14 protein-coding genes and 1 riboswitch are annotated in these 17,853 nt (G+C 49.1%); of the genes, 5 read left to right on the top strand and 9 right to left on the bottom strand.

Annotated elements, in window-relative coordinates:
- Both Dvar_RS05370 and Dvar_RS05365 read left to right on the top strand, forming a co-directional pair.
- Positions 1 to 756 carry an enoyl-CoA hydratase-related protein gene (locus Dvar_RS05370; RefSeq protein ID WP_419660675.1) on the top strand — a complete coding sequence of 252 codons (756 nt, stop codon included), beginning with the start codon at positions 1 to 3 and terminating at the stop codon, positions 754 to 756.
- A 27-nt stretch (positions 757 to 783) separates the two neighbouring features.
- A complete protein-coding gene (locus Dvar_RS05365; protein ID WP_419660674.1) occupies positions 784 to 1,605 on the top strand; it encodes a DUF2334 domain-containing protein in 822 nt (273 codons plus the stop codon).
- Positions 1,606 to 1,676: 71 nt separating this feature from the next.
- On the opposite strand, the gene Dvar_RS05360 is transcribed toward Dvar_RS05365, so the two are convergent.
- The gene (locus tag Dvar_RS05360) at positions 1,677 to 2,582 is read right to left on the bottom strand and encodes an alpha/beta hydrolase family protein (protein ID WP_419660673.1); all 906 of its coding nucleotides are present in this window, start codon (positions 2,580 to 2,582) and stop codon (positions 1,677 to 1,679) included.
- Positions 2,583 to 3,271: 689 nt separating this feature from the next.
- Here Dvar_RS05360 and Dvar_RS05355 point away from each other — a divergent pair.
- From Dvar_RS05355 to Dvar_RS05345, 3 genes are all read left to right on the top strand, one after another.
- Complete coding sequence (locus Dvar_RS05355) at positions 3,272 to 4,267, top strand: hypothetical protein (protein WP_419660672.1); 996 nt, start codon at positions 3,272 to 3,274, stop codon at positions 4,265 to 4,267.
- Complete coding sequence (locus Dvar_RS05350; protein ID WP_419660671.1) at positions 4,260 to 5,852, top strand: BTAD domain-containing putative transcriptional regulator; 1,593 nt, start codon at positions 4,260 to 4,262, stop codon at positions 5,850 to 5,852. Before Dvar_RS05355 ends, Dvar_RS05350 begins: the two co-directional genes overlap by 8 nt.
- Before the next feature lie 1,006 nt (positions 5,853 to 6,858).
- Positions 6,859 to 7,779 (top strand): hypothetical protein, encoded by a 921-nt coding sequence (locus Dvar_RS05345; RefSeq protein WP_419660670.1) that lies wholly within the window; start codon positions 6,859 to 6,861, stop codon positions 7,777 to 7,779.
- Here Dvar_RS05345 and Dvar_RS05340 read toward each other — a convergent pair.
- From Dvar_RS05340 to Dvar_RS05305, 8 genes are read right to left on the bottom strand one after another with little or no spacing between them, the layout of a single operon-like run.
- The gene (locus Dvar_RS05340; protein WP_419660669.1) at positions 7,716 to 8,510 is read right to left on the bottom strand and encodes an ABC transporter ATP-binding protein; all 795 of its coding nucleotides are present in this window, start codon (positions 8,508 to 8,510) and stop codon (positions 7,716 to 7,718) included. The two genes, Dvar_RS05345 and Dvar_RS05340, sit on opposite strands and share 64 nt — an antisense overlap.
- Positions 8,511 to 8,513: 3 nt before the next feature.
- Positions 8,514 to 9,332, bottom strand: a complete 819-nt coding sequence (locus tag Dvar_RS05335; RefSeq protein ID WP_419660668.1) for an ABC transporter ATP-binding protein — start codon at positions 9,330 to 9,332, stop codon at positions 8,514 to 8,516.
- Between the two features lies 1 nt (position 9,333).
- A complete protein-coding gene (nikC, locus tag Dvar_RS05330) occupies positions 9,334 to 10,170 on the bottom strand; it encodes a nickel ABC transporter permease subunit NikC (protein WP_419660667.1) in 837 nt (278 codons plus the stop codon).
- A 1-nt stretch (position 10,171) separates the two neighbouring features.
- On the bottom strand, positions 10,172 to 11,110 hold the full coding sequence (gene nikB, locus Dvar_RS05325; protein WP_419660666.1) for a nickel ABC transporter permease subunit NikB: 939 nt from the start codon (positions 11,108 to 11,110) through the stop codon (positions 10,172 to 10,174).
- An 8-nt stretch (positions 11,111 to 11,118) separates the two neighbouring features.
- Complete coding sequence (gene nikA, locus Dvar_RS05320) at positions 11,119 to 12,720, bottom strand: nickel ABC transporter substrate-binding protein (RefSeq protein WP_419660665.1); 1,602 nt, start codon at positions 12,718 to 12,720, stop codon at positions 11,119 to 11,121.
- A 31-nt stretch (positions 12,721 to 12,751) separates the two neighbouring features.
- The gene (gene nikA / locus Dvar_RS05315) at positions 12,752 to 14,341 is read right to left on the bottom strand and encodes a nickel ABC transporter substrate-binding protein (protein WP_419660664.1); all 1,590 of its coding nucleotides are present in this window, start codon (positions 14,339 to 14,341) and stop codon (positions 12,752 to 12,754) included.
- A gap of 29 nt (positions 14,342 to 14,370) precedes the next feature.
- A complete protein-coding gene (locus Dvar_RS05310) occupies positions 14,371 to 15,168 on the bottom strand; it encodes a DUF4198 domain-containing protein (protein ID WP_419660663.1) in 798 nt (265 codons plus the stop codon).
- Between the two features lie 27 nt (positions 15,169 to 15,195).
- On the bottom strand, positions 15,196 to 17,046 hold the full coding sequence (locus Dvar_RS05305) for a TonB-dependent receptor (protein WP_419660662.1): 1,851 nt from the start codon (positions 17,044 to 17,046) through the stop codon (positions 15,196 to 15,198).
- Between the two features lie 361 nt (positions 17,047 to 17,407).
- Positions 17,408 to 17,592, top strand: a riboswitch (FMN riboswitch).
- Positions 17,593 to 17,853: the final 261 nt, after the last annotated feature.

Below are 17,853 nucleotides of genomic sequence, written 5' to 3'. Positions count from 1 at the left end.
ATGCAACCAGAAATCAAAGACCATATTGCCCTGATCCGCATCGACCACCCACCGGCCAATGCCTGGGACCTGACGACCATGCAGGCCTTTGGCCGTGCTGTCGACCAAGTAAAATCAGATCCAGCTGTCCGTGTGGTCATTATTACCGGTGCCGGTGAGAAATTCTTTTCCGCCGGATTCGATGTCAGTGATGCCGCCAATACCGAAGCCATCAGCAATCTGGGCCGGGACCTGTGGCGACAGATCGATCGTTTTCCCAAACCCACCATTGCGGCGATCAATGGTTACGCCCTGGGCGGCGGGCTGGAACTGGCCCTGGCCTGCCACTTTCGGCTGCTGGCCGATAATCCGAAACTTAAAGTGGGGCTGACCGAGCTCAATCTCGGCATCATTCCAGGCTGGGGCGGCACCCAGCGTCTGCCCAGGCTGGTGGGACGGGCCAAAGCCCTGGATATGATCCTGTACAGCCGGACATTGAGCGCTCGTGAAGCGTTTACCTGCGGCCTGGTTGATCGCCTGATCCCGCCGGATCAGCTTATTGACGATGCCATGGACATGGCGCGCCGGTTGGCCGCTCGCCCGCCGGTGGCCGTGCGCTGCGTGCTGGACGCATTTGCTACCGGCCTTTACGAGGGGCTTGATCCGGGCCTTATGTGTGAGGCCCAGGGCGCCGCCACTGTGAGGCAAACCGAGGATCGCAAGGAAGGGTTTGCCGCCTTCAAGGAAAAACGCAAGCCGAATTTTGTCGGCCGATAAGCTCCCTTTTCCAAACCAAGAAAGAACATGCGAACCATTTCATTTCATCGAACAGCGCTGATCATCCTTTTTCTTTTCGTTACGCTCACCATTGCCGGTTGCGCACTTAGACCGGCTCCGCAAAACTATGTCACTGTGGTCTTTCGGTTTGATGATTATTCTTCCACGAGTGCGACCGCTCTCGAACGACGCATCATCGATCTGTTCAGCCGGTATCAGGCACCCATCACCTTTGGGGTTATTCCGTTTGCCTGCGCGGATGATATTCATGATCCCGCTCCCCAGGAGACGATCCCACTGGATCCAAGCAAAATAGACCTTCTTAAAAGCGCATACGACGATGGCATCCTGGATGTGGGGCTGCACGGCTATTCTCACCAGACCATCAGCAAGGATTATTACTCGGAATTCGAAGGGCTGGATTACGACCGTCAGTTGGCCAAGCTGAACAAAGGCAAGGCATATTTGGAAGAGATACTGGACGCGCCGGTATCCACTGTTGTGCCGCCGTGGAACCGATACGATCTGAATACCCTAAAGGCACTTGAAACGGCGGGTTTTACCACCATTTCGGCTGAATTAAAGGGAATTTCGACTGAAAAGTCGAATCTTGATTTTCTTCCGGCCACATGCAGCATTGCTCAAGTTCGAGATTGCGTTGACACGGCCCGGGCTGACCTGGACCGGCAACCGGTGGTTGTTATGCTGTTTCATGAGTATGATTTCAAGGAGATCGATGAGCGTCGGGGACGCACCACATTTCAGGAATTTTCAGCATTGGTGGCTTGGATCGATAACCAGCCGGATGTTCGCCTGCGGTCGATTCGTCAAGTGTCCGAATTACCCTAATCGTTTAAAAGAAGAGGCCGATGGTCATCCCATCGGCCTCTTGTTTTCCTTCCAAAGCGAATCGGGCTTGCTTAATCACATGATGTTTCATTTTTCGAGTTTTGAAAATGCCAGTCAAATGTATCGGGCATACTCTTGAAGTATTCGCAGGCATTGGAATCCCCCAACAGTTTCCATCTGAACCAAGCAACGGCCGATTCCTTGGACCACTTTGTTGGAATCGGAATATGGGCAGCCCCCTGAGCTTCATACCAATAGGCCTCTACATCGTCACTGAGTCGCATAAAGGCCATCCCGACATAAAACGCCGAAACCAAGGTGTCCACAGAGCCGTTGAACATGAACATTGGCGATGTAATCTGCGCGTACATGCTTGACCAATTCATCGGCGCTTGGCCAAAGCCGCTGGCCGGTTCAATGGCATGACCAGCAATGCTCATTTCGTCCCCCCACTGCTGTTCAGCACGATAAGTGCAGATAAACGCCGCACCACCGCCCTGCGAATGCCCCGTGAATCCCAACTTGTTATCGGCGATGTCCGGATATTGCTCCATGGCTGTTTCAACCGCTTCGATACACTGCGTTCCGTTACCTGTGCTCGTGCTTTCATAACAGGTCGTCAGGAAACCGTGACTGGCCAGATGACGAAGAATACCAGCATATGCGATGCAACGTGCCCCCGTGCCATTGGCAAAATGAATGACGGGAACTTTACAGCCTTCCGACACATCGGGTACCCACATTTTTACTCTACCACTTGTTTTTCTCTCGTAGGAAAATGGTCCCGTTTCGGCGTATTCGGTGATCCCATCCAGGCAACTGGATTCGGTCATATCATCGTCCGAGGCCGTAATGGTCATGCCGCTCGTGTCATTTTCTTGATCAGGTTCCGCAGCTACTGCCACTGCCTTGCATGCAAAGAGTACAAAAGTGATCAAAATCATGGCTGCCAGCGGTCGACTTGAAATTCTCCTCATTTCTCCTCCTTTTTGAGTGTTAGATTTAAAATAGCAATTTGCATAATGAAGCGAACCGCACTTCAGCAAGACGGACTATGTCCTTTCATGTAAACAACGTTTTTTTAAAAAGCCGAGCAGATCAAATTCTGGTTTCTGCACAATTTATTTCATTGTTGATTTGGTACTTGTGGAACTATCGGTGCACCAGTCTGCCGAAAGCAGGAACTACACGTTGCAGAGGGCAAAAGCCATCAAAATACCGAAAAGCCGGCCGCATTGCCCCGTATTGTGATGCAATCAGGCAAGGCGCATCCGCCGGAGCATAGTTGGAATTTGTGCCGGCGGATGGAACGTCGTAGACGAGCACAAGGACAAGCAAAATGGAGTAATTATTTTATCCCTACGCCATTAAGCCTTCTCAACTGGTAAGTGGAACGTCGCTGGAGATGTCTCTCGATGCATTCACCATCCAAGAGATGAAAAAAAAATGCAAACGCGATAATTGATAAATTCGTAAATAAGGAAGGCGATCTGCAAATATTATGCAAACCTCATCGCTCTATGAGCATCAAAGATAAGGAGTCAGAATATCCTTCAATTTTTTCCATTCCACAATTAGAGCTTGAGAATTTGTTACCTCACGTTTACATAAATTACACTCAGCCTTTTCGAAATTTGCACGTTTCGACCAGAAAGGATATGACATCATGAATCTGCTGCAGTCCAAACTCCAGCCCCCAAGGTACTATCAACCCCTTCATCGCAGACGGCTTGTTCGACTGTTTGGAAAGGTACGTCAAAAAAGACTGGTTACTGTCATTGCCGGAGCAGGATACGGTAAAACCACGCTTGTAATTGATTCGCTGGAAGCCATCGATGCCGCTTCCGTATGGTGTCGGCTGGATGAACAGGATAGCGATTTCCAGGTGTTTGTTGCCTATCTTTACGCTGCCGTCAGCCAGCATTTCCTCAAGCCCGATGCGTTTGAGAAGAGGCCTGTAATTCCAAAAACGAATTTAAAAAGCCGGACCGACATCCTGCTTGAATGGTTGGCTTTTTTGGAAAAAGCGACCACACATGAGACTGTTCTCGTTCTGGATGACTATCATCTGGTTCAGAAAAGCAGGCCAATCAACAATGCGATTGAATTTATGCTTGAGCGTCTGGCAGCATATATCCACTTGGTCATCATCGGCCGGCATGACCCGGACCTGCGTCTGTCGACAATTCGGGCAAGAGAGCAACTAATTGAATTCAGTGAAAAGGATCTGGCTTTTACGGCCGATGAAGTCAAACGGTTTTTTGCTGATACCCGTTTGCCGTCAGACACGCATATAAAAAAGATTCATTCAAGTACCGGGGGATGGGCAGCCAGCCTGGTTCTTCTGCGATACACGCTCCATGAAAAAGAACCGGCGTCAATTGCCAGAGCCCTGGAATCGTTCAAGCAAACACCCCGCTATATTTTCTCATACCTGAAGGAAAATTTTTTTGACGTGCAGCCGGCCCCCATTCAAACATTCATGATGAAAGCCGCCCTTTTTGCTGAAATAGACACGAGTCGCTGCGAGCAGATTTTTGGTGTGGATAACGCCGGTCTTATTTTAAAAAGAATGGTCGAAAACCATTTGATGATCTTCCCGGTCGATGAATCTGAAACCATTTTTTATTTCCATCATTTATTCAGATGCAAACATGATTAAATGCCTGGTTGAGCTGGGCTCCCAGTATTACTCCACAGGATATATCAAAGAGGCAAAGCTGTTGATGGAACAGGTGCTTGATGAGGTTGATGAAAACGCGCCGACCTTTATCATTGCCATGAACTATCTGACCCTGCTGTCTACGGCCTTGTGTGAATTTGAAACTGCGGAGAGATACTATCGAACGGCCCGGGAGGTGATCGACGGTTCGTCTGATTATAGGCGCCAAGCCGCCGGGGCATTGATCGACATCCCCTACACCTATACCCTTTTTATCAAAGGAGAGCTTGAACAGGCGCGGCGGTTGAATGAAAAAGTACTCAAAACCCTGATTGAACTCAATATTAAAATCAGCCTGCCCATGGTCTATTCCCAACGCAGCGTTCTCAGTTTCTTTTCAGGTGGATATGACAAAGGTGTTGAATATGCTGCAAAGGGGATTGAAATCTGTGATAAAATGTTTCTTTCAGACAATCAGAAGGGGTGGGTTTACCTGGCCTGGGCGCAAAACTGTCTGGGCCTTGAAAAACTGGATAAGGCCGCTGAATTGATCCACCGCGCCGTCGAGCACTTTGAAGATCCGGGAAACCGCTGGGGGCTTGCCAATGCCTGGGATTGTTTGCACAAGGTTTATCTGGCACAGGGAAAAATTGAACCCGCCAGGCGGCTTTTGAACAGAGCGATCCATGTCATTGACGGCTGTGGATTGCTGTCCACCGAAGGCACCCTTGGAAACAGCCTTGCCGGCCTTTTGATGATTGAAAAATATTTCTCAAAAGCGTTGGACTGCCTGGAAAGGCTTTTTAAAAAGGAGATCCCCAAAAAGCCGCCAGGACTGAAAATCTCTCTCTTAGGCCGGTTCAAATTAACAATCGGCAACCAAGATATCCCCTCTTCCAGATGGAAAAGTTCAAAAGCCCTGATGATTTTAAAATATCTTGCCGCAAACAGGCAAAAAGGATTTATCCCGCGCGAGGTGCTCATCGAAATGCTCTGGCCCGATGATGATATCCGAAAAACCGGAAGCCGTTTCAATATGGCCATGAGCGTTTTGCGCAAAACACTGCAGCCGCAGCTTGCACCCAAAAAAGCGTCCGCCTACATTGAGCGGAAAAAAGATACGTACAGACTCAATGGCGACATAACCATCAGTATCGATGCGGAACACTTTTCCGAGAGCCTCAAATCTGCAAAGGTGGTAAAAAACAATTTGCAAAAAGCGCTTGAACGATATCTTTTGGCAGAATCCTTTTATCAGGGGCCGTTTCTTGAAGAAGCCCCATACGAGGAGTGGTGTATGGAAAAAAGAGCGCGCTTTGCATCAGACTATCTGATGATACTCAAAGCGATCGAGGCTATTTACGATGAACAAAAAGATAATGAAAGCACCGCGCTTTACAGCCAAAAGATATTAAAGGCAGATCCGTTTGATGAAAATTCCTTAAGAAAGCTGATGACCTTGCATGCCGGGTCCGGCAACCTGACGGAATTAAAGAAAATGTATATGCACCATATCAAGGCGGCTGAAGAGATGGATTGCCCTGTGAGTGCTGAAATAACAGAGATGTATAAGCGGTTGACATAATGAGAGCCTGTTTGATAAACCCGTCTAAGGCCCGCTACCGGCGTTGGAAACTGTCTCAAAATGCTCACATATTACATATATGCTCCCCTTTCGAGCCACTTTCCGCCTTGTTATCGGGCCTGATCCAGACTTCTCAAACAGGCTCCAAGGTCCAATTTAGGGTTCGCGCAAAAATAAATTCACAAATTGTCAGTGTTCAGGCGCCCGCTCAGCAAGGCGCGAAGACAAAGGAATATCAGGCATATTCCGTGTTTTCGCAACGCCGCTGAGCGGGATGGATGGGCGCTGAAAATGTGAAGTTATTTTTGCGCGAGCCCTTAGTCAAAATTTAGTCCCCGGAATTATATTTCCCCGGAATTTGATAACCTTGTAAAAAGGCACCAGGCTCGTCATGCCGGACTTGATCCGGCATCCAGAAATTATTGGAAACACTGGATTCCGGCCTGCGCCGGAATGACGCCAAATTGGAATTCTCGAATTTTTACGGAATCGTCAAATATAACAACCAAAACTATGCTTGAGTTGGTTAATAGGGCAAATTGAAACATGGTGGAGGAAAAAATTGCTCATGAATTACACAGCGCAAAAATTTCCAACAAGGACAATGGATCGGGCGCTTGCAGCCATGGATGCTCTGTTTATTCCAATCATTCAACTCGAAATGGAGTTTGATTTTCTATTGGATGAACACCGATTGGCCAAGGCTGTCTCCTTGCTCCTGGAAGCCGAACCCATATTGGGCTGCAGGTTTGTCCGCCGTATATTAAGGCCGTACTGGAAAAGCGTTGAAAAAGATAAATCAAACGTTTTTACGCTGACAAAAAATGAAATTGAATACGAAGCATTCAAGAAAAAAGGGATTGATTTTCTTTCCGCGCCTCAGATTCTTGCATGTCTTTATCGCTCGGAATCGGCAGACAGACTGACAATAAAAATATCTCATCTGGTTTCCGATGCGGCCGGTGTCAAGGACATTACGGCCACATTGTCAACCATTTATAACCGGTTGGATGAAGAACCGGGTTTTCACCCAGATCCCAATCACTGCGATTCCAGGAGTTTTCGGCAGATCACCAAGCATGTTCCCTGGGCTGTCCGGCCGCGAATCGTTTTTAATTATCTGCATGAAACGATTAAAAGTGTTATTCCTAACAAAACTCATGGTGTCCCGGTTAAAAACACATCGGAAAATGCCGGGAAATATATCACAAGGCATATTGAAAAAGAAGAACTCACAAATATGATTCAATATGCAAAAAATCGTAATGCAACCATTAACGATGTCCTGCTTGCCGCCATTTTCCGCGCGTATTCAAGGATGGGAGGATGGGACGGAAAAGCGGCGTTGAGAATGGCCATGACCATTGATTTGCGCAGATATCTGCCGGAAAAGAAAGCAGAATCCATTTCCAATTTTTCATCCATGGAAATTTTGACTTATGGAACCGCTATGGAAGATGACTTTGAAGCGACATTGGCGCGTATCGTTGAAATGGTGAATAAAAGAAAATCATCGTGGTTGGGCCTGAGCGCTTTTATATCGCTATACTTGGTTCTTTGGGCGTTTCCCTATGCAGGGCTAACGCTAATGACAAAAAAAGGCTGGGAATCCAAGGCCAATTCTCCCAATGCCTTTGACTGGTTCACCAATATGGGAAATATCTCCGTGGAACAAGTCAACTTCGGCGGCAAACCGTCTCGCGCCTTGCTCTTGCCGCCGGGGTGTAATTTACCGCTGTTCTTTTTTGGGTGCAGTAGCTATGATGGTTCATTGAGCTTTAGCGCCAGTATTATGCCTGACGCGGAGAACGAGATGAGCACCAACCGGTTTTTCGATCTGATTGTTTCTGAATTGCCGTTAAGTCAGTTACAGACAACCGGCACCGGCGGCAGCACCGCGGCCACCAATTCAGTAAGCGCCGGATGATAGCTGCGCTTCTCACTCTTTTTCAAGTCGACGGTCTCAACCACTGTGCCCTCATGCAGCACCGCCAGCGTATCGGCCATTTTCAAAAGAACCCGGATGTCATGGGAAATAAATAGGTAGGCGATCCCCATTGTCTTTTGCAGTGATTTTAGCAGGGTGATAATTTTGGATTGGATAACCATGTCCAGGCTGCTGACTGCTTCATCCAAAACAATCAGACGCGGATTCAAGGCAATTGCCCGCGCGATGCAAACCCGCTGAAGTTCTCCGCCACTGAATTGGTGTGGATATTTATCGGCATCGGATGGATGCAGGCCAACCTTTTCCAGCAAATCGTCGATCCTTTGTTTGACTTGTTTCCTTTCCATGGATTCAAAATTGTGCAGCGGCTCGGCAATCACCTGGCCGGCTGTGAAACGCGGGTTCACCGAGCCCAGGGAATTTTGGAAGACCACCTGGCAATTTCGCCGATAGCCCCTTGACTGCTCACGTGTCATCTTTGTTAGTGAAACGCCATCATAATCAACTTCACCTGTATCCGGACGCTCCAATCCCAACACGATTCGGCTCAGCGTGCTTTTACCGGCTCCGCTGCGGCCGATGAGGCCCAGGCAGGCCCCCGGCGCAATGCTCAGGTTGACATTTTTAAGTACATCGACCCGGTTTGACGAGTCCCACATACTACCACGCTGGTAGCTCTTTCCGATTCCTTTTAACGATAATAGCGTCATGCATCACCTTATAGTATTCAACCGATGATCGTATAATTCAAGATGGGCGTTAATCAGTTCCCTTGTGTAGGGATGACGACTCGTTTCGAAAATTTCCGCTGCAATCCCGGTTTCAATAATTTGCCCTTCCTGCATCACCGCCACATCGTCGGCCAGCCGTGCGATAACTCCCAGATCGTGGGTAACCAGAAGGATGGCCATGCCATGGGCATCCCTTATTGTATCCAACAGGTCCAGCACCTTTGCCTGGGCGATCACGTCCAGGTCGGTGGTGGGCTCATCGGCAATCAGCAGTTTGACATTCATCATCAGGGCCAGCGCCACCATCGCCCGCTGAAGCATGCCCCCACTCATCTGGAAGGGATAGAGGCCCAAAATGCTCTGTGGGTCATTAAATCCCACGGCGTGAAGGGAATCATGGATTCTCTCCTCATCACCACGGGAGTCTTTGTCTGGATGAGAAGCCAGGGTTTCCTTGAAATGCTCACCAACGGTAAATACCGCATCAAAACAGCTCATGGGGTTTTGCATGATCATGGCCAAGGCCCTGCCCCTGATCGTGCGCATGCGCGAAAATGGCAATGCATCGATGGATTGCTCATCGAACTCAATCGTCCCACAGGTCTGTTGGATGGCCCGTGGCAAAAGCCTCATTACGGCCAGGCATGTGAGGGACTTCCCACACCCGCTCTCTCCGATCAGCCCTAAAATTCGGTTTGCCTGGAGGGTAAAACTCAGGTTATCCACGACTTGACGCGCTTGCTGACCAGTTTTAAGACAAAGCGACAGGCCATCGACTTTTAACAGATGTGTGTCTTTCACGTTACGCCTCCTCGGCCAGGATATCCGGATCCAGGCTGTCCCGAAAGGTGTCGCCGAGGATATTGAAGGCCAGCACAGCGAGAAATATCATGAGTCCCGGATACATGATCAGCTCCGGCTGGGTCCATATATACTGCCGGGCATCGTTGATCATGACGCCCCATTCAGGCATGGGCGGTTGAACCCCCAATCCCAGAAACGACAGCCCGGAAACGTGCAGCATCATATGGCCGATATCCAGGGTGGCCAGGATGACAAGCTGGGCCAGAACCGGTGGAGCCAGGTGTTTCACGAAAATCTGCCAATGACTCGTGCCGACGACCCGGGCCGCCAGGATATACTCCCGGTTTTTCATGCTGAGCACCAACGAGCGAATTATCCGCGCATACCAGGCCCAGTGGGTCAGGGCGATGGCCAATACCACATTGGTCATCCCGGTTCCCAGCACACCAATCAAAAACATGGCCAGGATAAATGTCGGAAACGTGAGAAATATTTCACAAATCCGCATAAATAGCGAATCCACCTTGCCACCGATATAGCCTGATATGCTACCCACGACCAGGCTGGTGATCATCACCAGGTTGATGATCAAAAATACTGATCCCATAGACGTGCGCGCACCCCAAATCAGCCGGGAAAGAATATCCCGCCCCAGGTGATCCGTACCTAAAAGGTGACTATGGCTGGGCGGTGATAATTTTTGTTCAAGATCCACGGTGCTGGGGTCGGCCGGCGCCAACAGCGGGGCAAAGGTAGCCGTAATCAAAAACAGCACCACCAGTGGTAATGCCACCCAGTTTAGTTTGCGTTTGAGTATGGTTTTGATTACCTTCATATCAGTTGTTCCCCTCGTAGCGAATGCGTGGATCAATCCATGCATTGACAATGTCGACGGCCAGGTTGGAGCAGACAAAAATCACGGTCATCATCAGAATAAAACATTGCATGACCGGAAAATCGCGGTTGTAAATGGATGAAACGGCAAATCGACCAACGCCCGGCCAGGCAAAAATCATCTCCACAACAACCGCACCGCCCAGCATCTCACCAATATGCATACCAATGGCCGTAATTACCGGAATCATCGAATTTTTAAAAATATGGCGGCCGACCACCCATTTCTCGAAAATTCCCCGGACCCTGGCGTACAGCACCGAACGGCTGTTCATCTGCTCCAGCATGCTGGCTCGCACCAAACGGATGTTGATACAAAGAGACATCAAGGCCAGTGAAAAGGCCGGCATGATCACATGGGCGATGCCGCCTTTGCCCATGGGCGGCAGCCAGCCCAAATGCACTGAAAAGAGAAATACCAACATAAAGCCCAGCCAGAAGTTGGGTGTGGACACGCCGATAAAGGCCAGCACCCGTGTCAGATGATCGGGGATTCGATCTTTTTTCAGCGCCGCCAGAACGCCCAGGGGCAGGCTTAAAACGATGGTAATCAAAAACGCTACGCTGGCAAGATACAGCGTATTGGGAAGGTAATAGAGAATCCGCTCAAGCACCGGTGTACCGGTGACATAGGAATTCCCGAAATCAAGATGAAACGCCCGCCACAGCCAATCGAAATATTGTACCGTCCACGGGCGGTTAAGCCCCAGGGTCTCCCTTGCCGTGGCAAGGGCATCGTCTGTGGGCGGAATCTGTGACAACCGCAGGTAGGCCATGGCCGGATCATTCTCACCGAGACGCAGGATCAGGAAAACGAGAATAGAAACCACCAGCAACAATGGAATCAACGTCAATAAGCGTCGAAAAACAAATTTAAGCATAATTTTGCCTATTGAATATTTATTTTCTCAAACGGTATTTCATATTTCGTTGGGCCATAGACCACACCGGACAAATGCGGACCATGGGCCAGCAGCCCGGTCGTATGACTGATGGCCAGATAAACGGCCTGATCATGCAGCGTGGTGATGACATCGTGAAATAAATCACGGCGCTCGTTCTTATCGACACTGACAATCGCACGGCGGATCTTGGCATCGATGTCCTTTTTCATCAGCAAACCAGCCTGGGCCTGATAATCGGCAATTGAGGACGAGCACATGGCGCTGCAATAGGCATGGGGCTCATAAGGCGGTCCCCAGGTATCGTTGAAGATCAGGTCAAAATCGCCTTCTTTGCGTTTGTGATAGTACATATCCTCTTCCACGCCGTTCAGCCTGACCCATATGCCGATTTTGCGCAGGTCGGCCTGCACCACCTCGGCGATGGATTTTTCGATGATGTTGTTGCCGACAAAGCAAAGATCAACGCTCAACAGCTTGCCGCTCTTTTTTCTGAATGGGGAATTCATAGTCTTCGTCCATCCGGCAGCGGTTAAAATGGCATCCGCCGTCTTCGGATCATAGGCGTATGGCACAAGCTTTAGATCACAATAAGGCACCTGGGAAGAAAAAATAGAATCTGCTTTAAGCTCCGTGTTGAGAAAAATACCCTTGACGATGGCATCTTTGTTGACGGCGTGCAAAATGGCGCGACGCACCGCAATGTCCCGGGTGGGGCCGCGATTGCTATTTAGAGCGATGGCCCGCGTGGAGAGGGGAGCGGACATTTTAGTGGTATAGCGGCGATTGGCGCGCAACCGATCAAAGGTGTCCAGATTGACTTGGTCATCGCCATAGATGAGATCGATATCTCCGGTTTCGAACGCCACAGCTCTTGTGTTTGGATCGGAGATAATCTTAACAACAATCCTGTCGATATCCGGCTTTGGTCCCCAGTACCGTTCGTTTCGATCAAAGATCTCATACTCGCCCAATTTGGATTCAACCAGCTTCCAAGGCCCGGTACCGATGGGGTCGACGATTCCGTCAGAAGTGTTGCCACTTTCAGGAAAGGCAGCTGGACTCAGGTAGCGAAATGGCCGGACCAGTGTCAGGTCCTCAAGTACCGGATAATAAGGCGTCTTCAACACCAGTTTGACGGTATGGTCGTCGACAACAACCGTATCCTTTAATTGGTGAATCAGACCAAGCCAGCTATGCGCTTTTGTATTTTTGAAAATGGCATCATGGTTTTTCTTGATAACACCGGCGTTGAACGGTGTCCCATCCGAAAAAAAAACATCTTTTCTGAGATGAAACAAATATTCCCGCCCATCGGGTGAAATATCCCAGCTTTCGGCCAGACACGGCAAAATCTCACCATTGCCACCGTACTTGACCAATGGATCGTAAACCATGGCCTGGGCAAACATCTGGTTTGGCGAATAGTCATGCGGATTGAGCGGGCCGACATTGCACATCCACGAGTAATTGAGCGTTTTGGACAATGCCCAGACATTGCCGACCGAAAGGTCACTTCCATCCGTTGCCCAAAAGATTAATGATAAAATAGCCATCGCCTTAATGGTGGCGAGAATAGGACGTTTCATAAAGTAATCCAAATCAACTGCAGGACGCAGTTTAAGGTTTGCTTATGGTCTCAAACGGGATCTCATTTTTAGTGGTTCCATAGGTAACATTCTTTAGCCCTGAGCCATGAATAAAAACCCCGCAAGCATAGCTTATCGGCAGGTAAATCGCCTGATCGTGAAGCGTGTTTAAAATATATCGATAAAGTTCGATTCTGCGCTCTTCATCCACAGATTTGAGTACTTTGGAGATTGCATCATCGATATCGCTTTTCATTGTTAAACCTGCTTGAGCCTGGTAATCGGCATGGGAAGGCTTACGCATGGAACCCAAGTACGCATGAGGTTCATAAGGAGGTCCCCAAGTGTTATTGAACGTTAAATGAAAGCCACCCGTTTTTTGCTCATTAATAAACATATCCTCTTCAAGTCCCTTCAACTGCACCTGGATTCCGATCTTCAACAGATCGGATTGAATCACCTCGGCCATGGATTTTTCGATGGAATGATTGCCGACATAAAGGAATTCCACAATCAGCCTTTGCCCATTTTTACTCCGATACTGGCTGTTGGTCGGACGTTTCCAGCCGGCCCGATCAAGAATCGCATTTGCCTTTTGCGGGTTGTATGAATACGGTGGCAGGGCCAAATCACAGTATGGATTGTCAGGATGAAGCAATGTATCCGCTTTTTCTTCCGTTTCCCAAAAAATGCCTTTGATGATGGCATCCTTGTTGACGGCATGCAAAATTGCCTGGCGAACCTCGATTTCCTTTGTTGCGCCGCGGTTGCTGTTTACAGCCACCGCTCGTGTCGCCAACGGGGCTGAGCGCCCTGACGTAAAGGCCGGGTTGCCACGAAACCGTTGAAACAGATCCGGACTGATCTGATCATCTCCATAAATCAGATCAATCTCACCGGTCTCCAAAGCTACGGCGCGAGTATTGGGATCGGAAATTACCTTAACATCGATGCCTTGCAGCAGCGGCTGTCGTCCCCAGTACTTCTCGTTTCGCTCAAAAAAGTCATGCTCTCCCAGCTTTGACTCGACCAGTTTCCATGGACCCGTTCCAATCGCAGCCGTCAATCCCTTGGCAGTATTTCCACCGGCAGGGAAAGCCTTCGGAGACAGGAAACGGAAAGGCCGGACCAGCGTTAAATCCTGGAGTATGGCATAGTACGGTTCCTTCAGTACTACGGCAATCGTATAATCATCAACCACCTGGATACCTTGGATCAAAGAAATCAGCCCCAACCAGGCATGTCGCTCGGCATTTGCAAGAATCGCATCAAAATTGAGTTTGACCGCCCGTGCATCAAAAGGCGTACCGTCGGAAAAGACAACGTTCTTTCTCAGATGAAACGTATATGTGAGCTGATCAGAAGAAATATCCCAGGACTCGGCCAACCACGGCGCTACTTTTCCCTTCCCCATATAACGAACCAGCGGCTCATAAACCATGGCCTGGGCAAACATCTGGTTCGGTGAGTAAAGATGCGGGTTCAGCGGGCCGACATTACCAGGCCAGGAATAAGTTAATATTTCCGGTTTTGCAGAAGCTGACGCTGCTGTGAGCATAAAAATGATCATCAAAGCAATCAGCACACATCTGTTTCCCCAAAAAGGCTTTCGTTCAGGCATTTTTATTTCTTTCTTACGCAGCGTTGTATCTATCCGTTTATCTGGAAGGTAAACGTTGACATCAGCACAACCTCATCGGCTTTGGCTTTGTCCGGATGCTCAAAAGCATGTTTTGCTTTGACGACCCAGTAGCCGTCTTTCAGCGGGATAAAGTCGACATGACCTTTCAGATCGGTTTGTCCTTGAAATGCGTTGTAATTCTTGTCGGAAAAGCCGGCAAAGGTTGCCACGATGTTTACGGCCTTGGCCGGCTTGCCGTCACACAGCACCTGCATGGGAAATTTTTCTTCGGCCTTTACCTTGGCGGGGTTGATCATGGGAACGATCTCGAGCCGCTGCCCGACCGGCTTGGTAATCAGGTTGTCGTCCGTACCGCCTTGAACATTGACGATCGTCTTGGCACACATGATTGCTTCCTCCACATAGACCGCATCGGGACGCTGGGTACGGTCGGTCTGAGCCCATCCATCAGGGCCGTTGGACCAGAATGTGGGTTTGTAAAAGCCGATAACCATATAGCTGCCCTTTTTCAGGTTCCCTTTTTTCTGGTAGGCGTAATTTTCTCCAGACTGCTCAAGGGTCGTCACCCCATCGGGAGTAACCAATTGAAGTGGCTCGAAAATATGAACTCTGTCGGCGGCGATAGGCTCCGGTTTGGGAAAGGCATGGCCGTAACCGATATCCGCTCTGAACAATCCGTTTTTAGGCGCTTCGGCATTTATCCACAATTCATGGGCATACACTGCGGGTATCATTGACAAACAAAAAACAAAAAGACAAAGGCCGCCCATCACACCCGAACCCATTTTACTCGAAAATACACGCATTTTCTTTCTCCTTAACGTTGAAATGAATCAGTAATTCAATGAAACCCAGACGTAATAACTTCTTTCATCACCAGGATTGAATCCCTGGTCACTATCCCAGATGAAACTGTAGTAAGATTCATCAAAAAGGTTCTTTATTTCGAACCCTAATGTCGCCGTTTCCCATTTGTATCCCAACGACCAGTTCCAGACCGTATAGGCGCCATCACGTTCTCTGATGTTGTCCGGATCAATTTCGTAATCCCCCTGAATTTCAACCCAAAGGTTTGAATAAAGACCGATGGGATGGGAAAAATCGATTCCCGCCTTTGATGCAAACTCGGGAATATTCTCGATGTCGTTATCCTTCCGACTTTCCAATCCCGGACCGGGATCCGTGTACTTGGCATCGATCACGGAGTAAGAGCCCCAAAGCGATATCCAATCATGGGGACGAACGCTCAGCGAGAAATCCCACCCTTTACGGGTCGTTTCACCAGCGTTGATGTAATCGCCTGAGCCATCATTTTTTTCCCTGACCTCATCGGTGGCGATCATCTGCCAATAATCGACGCGTGCAGACACCCAGTTATAGGGCGACGCCTTGAGGCCCAGTTCCCATCCATCGTTTTTTGAGTAGTCAATATCGCTGGAAATCGCACTGCCACTTGAATTCTGGCCGTAAAGTGTCGGTGATGCTGGTGTTTGAAAGGTACGGCCGTAATTTCCGTAAAGATTATAGCCGTCCCATGGCGCGATAATAATCCCTGCCTTGGGTTGCCAGATATAATCCATATCGACCATATCGGTGGTCAAGGTGCTGATGGTTCCGGCCTCGTCATCGTACACCCGGCTGGTCATGTCTCCATCAAAAGTATCAACGCGCATTGCTGCAATCAGGCGCAGCCATTCGGTAACATCGCCATCGGCCTGCACATAACTTCCCCAGTAATGATAGGATGAGTCCCAATCACGAGTTGGGTTTCCGTCATGGACCCGGTTATCGGTCTTCCACCGCTGTGTCAGATTATCCTGATGCTGATAGTCGACCCCCCAATCAAATTTCAAACGGGGAATGAAGCCATCGCTTATTTCATAGGTCAGTGTGGAAATGGCGCCATACTGGTCATCATCGTTGACACGCTCCTGCTGGTCGCCGCCGAGGCTCCACCGACACCAGCGAGTACGTTCCAGATGCTGATAATAGGACTTAACGGACCACGTCAGCCGATCCGTAAAGGCGTAATCCACGTGGCCGCTGATGTGCTGGTTTTCCTGTTCCCCGCCGTCTGAAAAGGCGAATGCAGCGGCCTGCTGGGGATCCGTGTCCGCCTCGGCCTTGCTCAGGTAGCCCGGTGCATTGGCGTCCATGCCGAAAAAGCGGGCAATGGCCCCAATGGAAAGCTTCTGGTCATTGGTGGTGTAAAACCATTTTCCCGATGCAGCGCCCTTTTTCAGGTCCGAATGTTCTCGATATCCATCGGTCTGCCGGTAACCGGCAAAGTAGCTCTGACTGAAATTGCCATCATCGTGACCGGCCGCCAACCCTGCGTCATAGGTACTGTAACTGCCTGCCAAAAGGCGTGTATCGGAAAAGTTGCCGCCTTGTTTGGTATGCAGATTGACGTTTCCGGCAATATTGAGCAGCCCATACCGTGGGTCACTGGTTCCCTTGACAACCTCAATACGATCAATTTCCAGCGGGAAGAAAGGCTGGATATCCATCTTGCCGTAGCCAAAATTGTGCGGAATGCCGTCTACAATCAAGGTTAAAGGAGCATCGTGATTCGCATCGAAACCCCGCAATGAAATGGTTCCTGAGACAACGCCCTGGTTCCAGTCACCATAATAGGCGCCGGGCACCTTTTTCAGCATTTCCATATAAATGAAAAAGGCCATAAGGGATCCCTCTCTTTGCAGAGATAGAGACCTTCATGGCCTTGATTTATTGCATACCGCCAAACCCAGCGGCATTTGTTTTCTGATTGTGTGACTGATAGAGAATTTGTTGATGAGAAACTCATCACCGCGCGTCTTCTGACACCTGCTTAGGCTGGCTATGTGTCATACTGCTGCTTTGTATGTCAAGTTTTTTACTTTGCCTTATGTATGCCGGCGCATTCCACAGATAGTATGAAGCGATTGGCTTTTGAGAATATAGATAAATCATAGTCATAAAATTATGGTCGATCAGACCGGTAGTATTTTTTTGTCTTGACATTTATTCTTAAGGCTATTACCAAAGGAGAAAATTTAGCAACCAAATTTTCGGGGTGTGGTGAGGTCAGGCTGGATAAGGCCCGACCAATTCCCGACCGGCGGTAAGTGCAAATAATGCATGAGCCCGCGAGCTGCGTTGCCACGAAGACGTAAAGTGATTGGCGACAACGCTGATTCGGTGCAAAGCCGAAGCCGACGGTATAGTCCGGATGGGAGAAAATTCGGTGCTGCGATTAACGGTCGATGGTTATTGAACCATGCACTAGCTTGGTGCTACCGGTTTTTTTGGTGCATTAGCGTAGTGCGGATTACCATTGATTCTGTTTATTGTTTTCCATGACAGCACACACCCCTGCATTTATTTGCAGGGGTGTTTTTGTTTATGGACACCTAAACTGGGCGACTCAAATTTTGGCATACATGAAAATGGGCAAACAGGGTAATACGACAGGTCATTATTACCTCCCAAAATTTGAACCCCTGGCG

The sequence above is a fragment of the Desulfosarcina variabilis str. Montpellier genome, from assembly GCF_048565275.1.
Classification (GTDB): Bacteria; Desulfobacterota; Desulfobacteria; order Desulfobacterales; family Desulfosarcinaceae; genus Desulfosarcina; species Desulfosarcina variabilis.
This window is presented reverse-complemented; position numbering and strand designations above follow the sequence as displayed.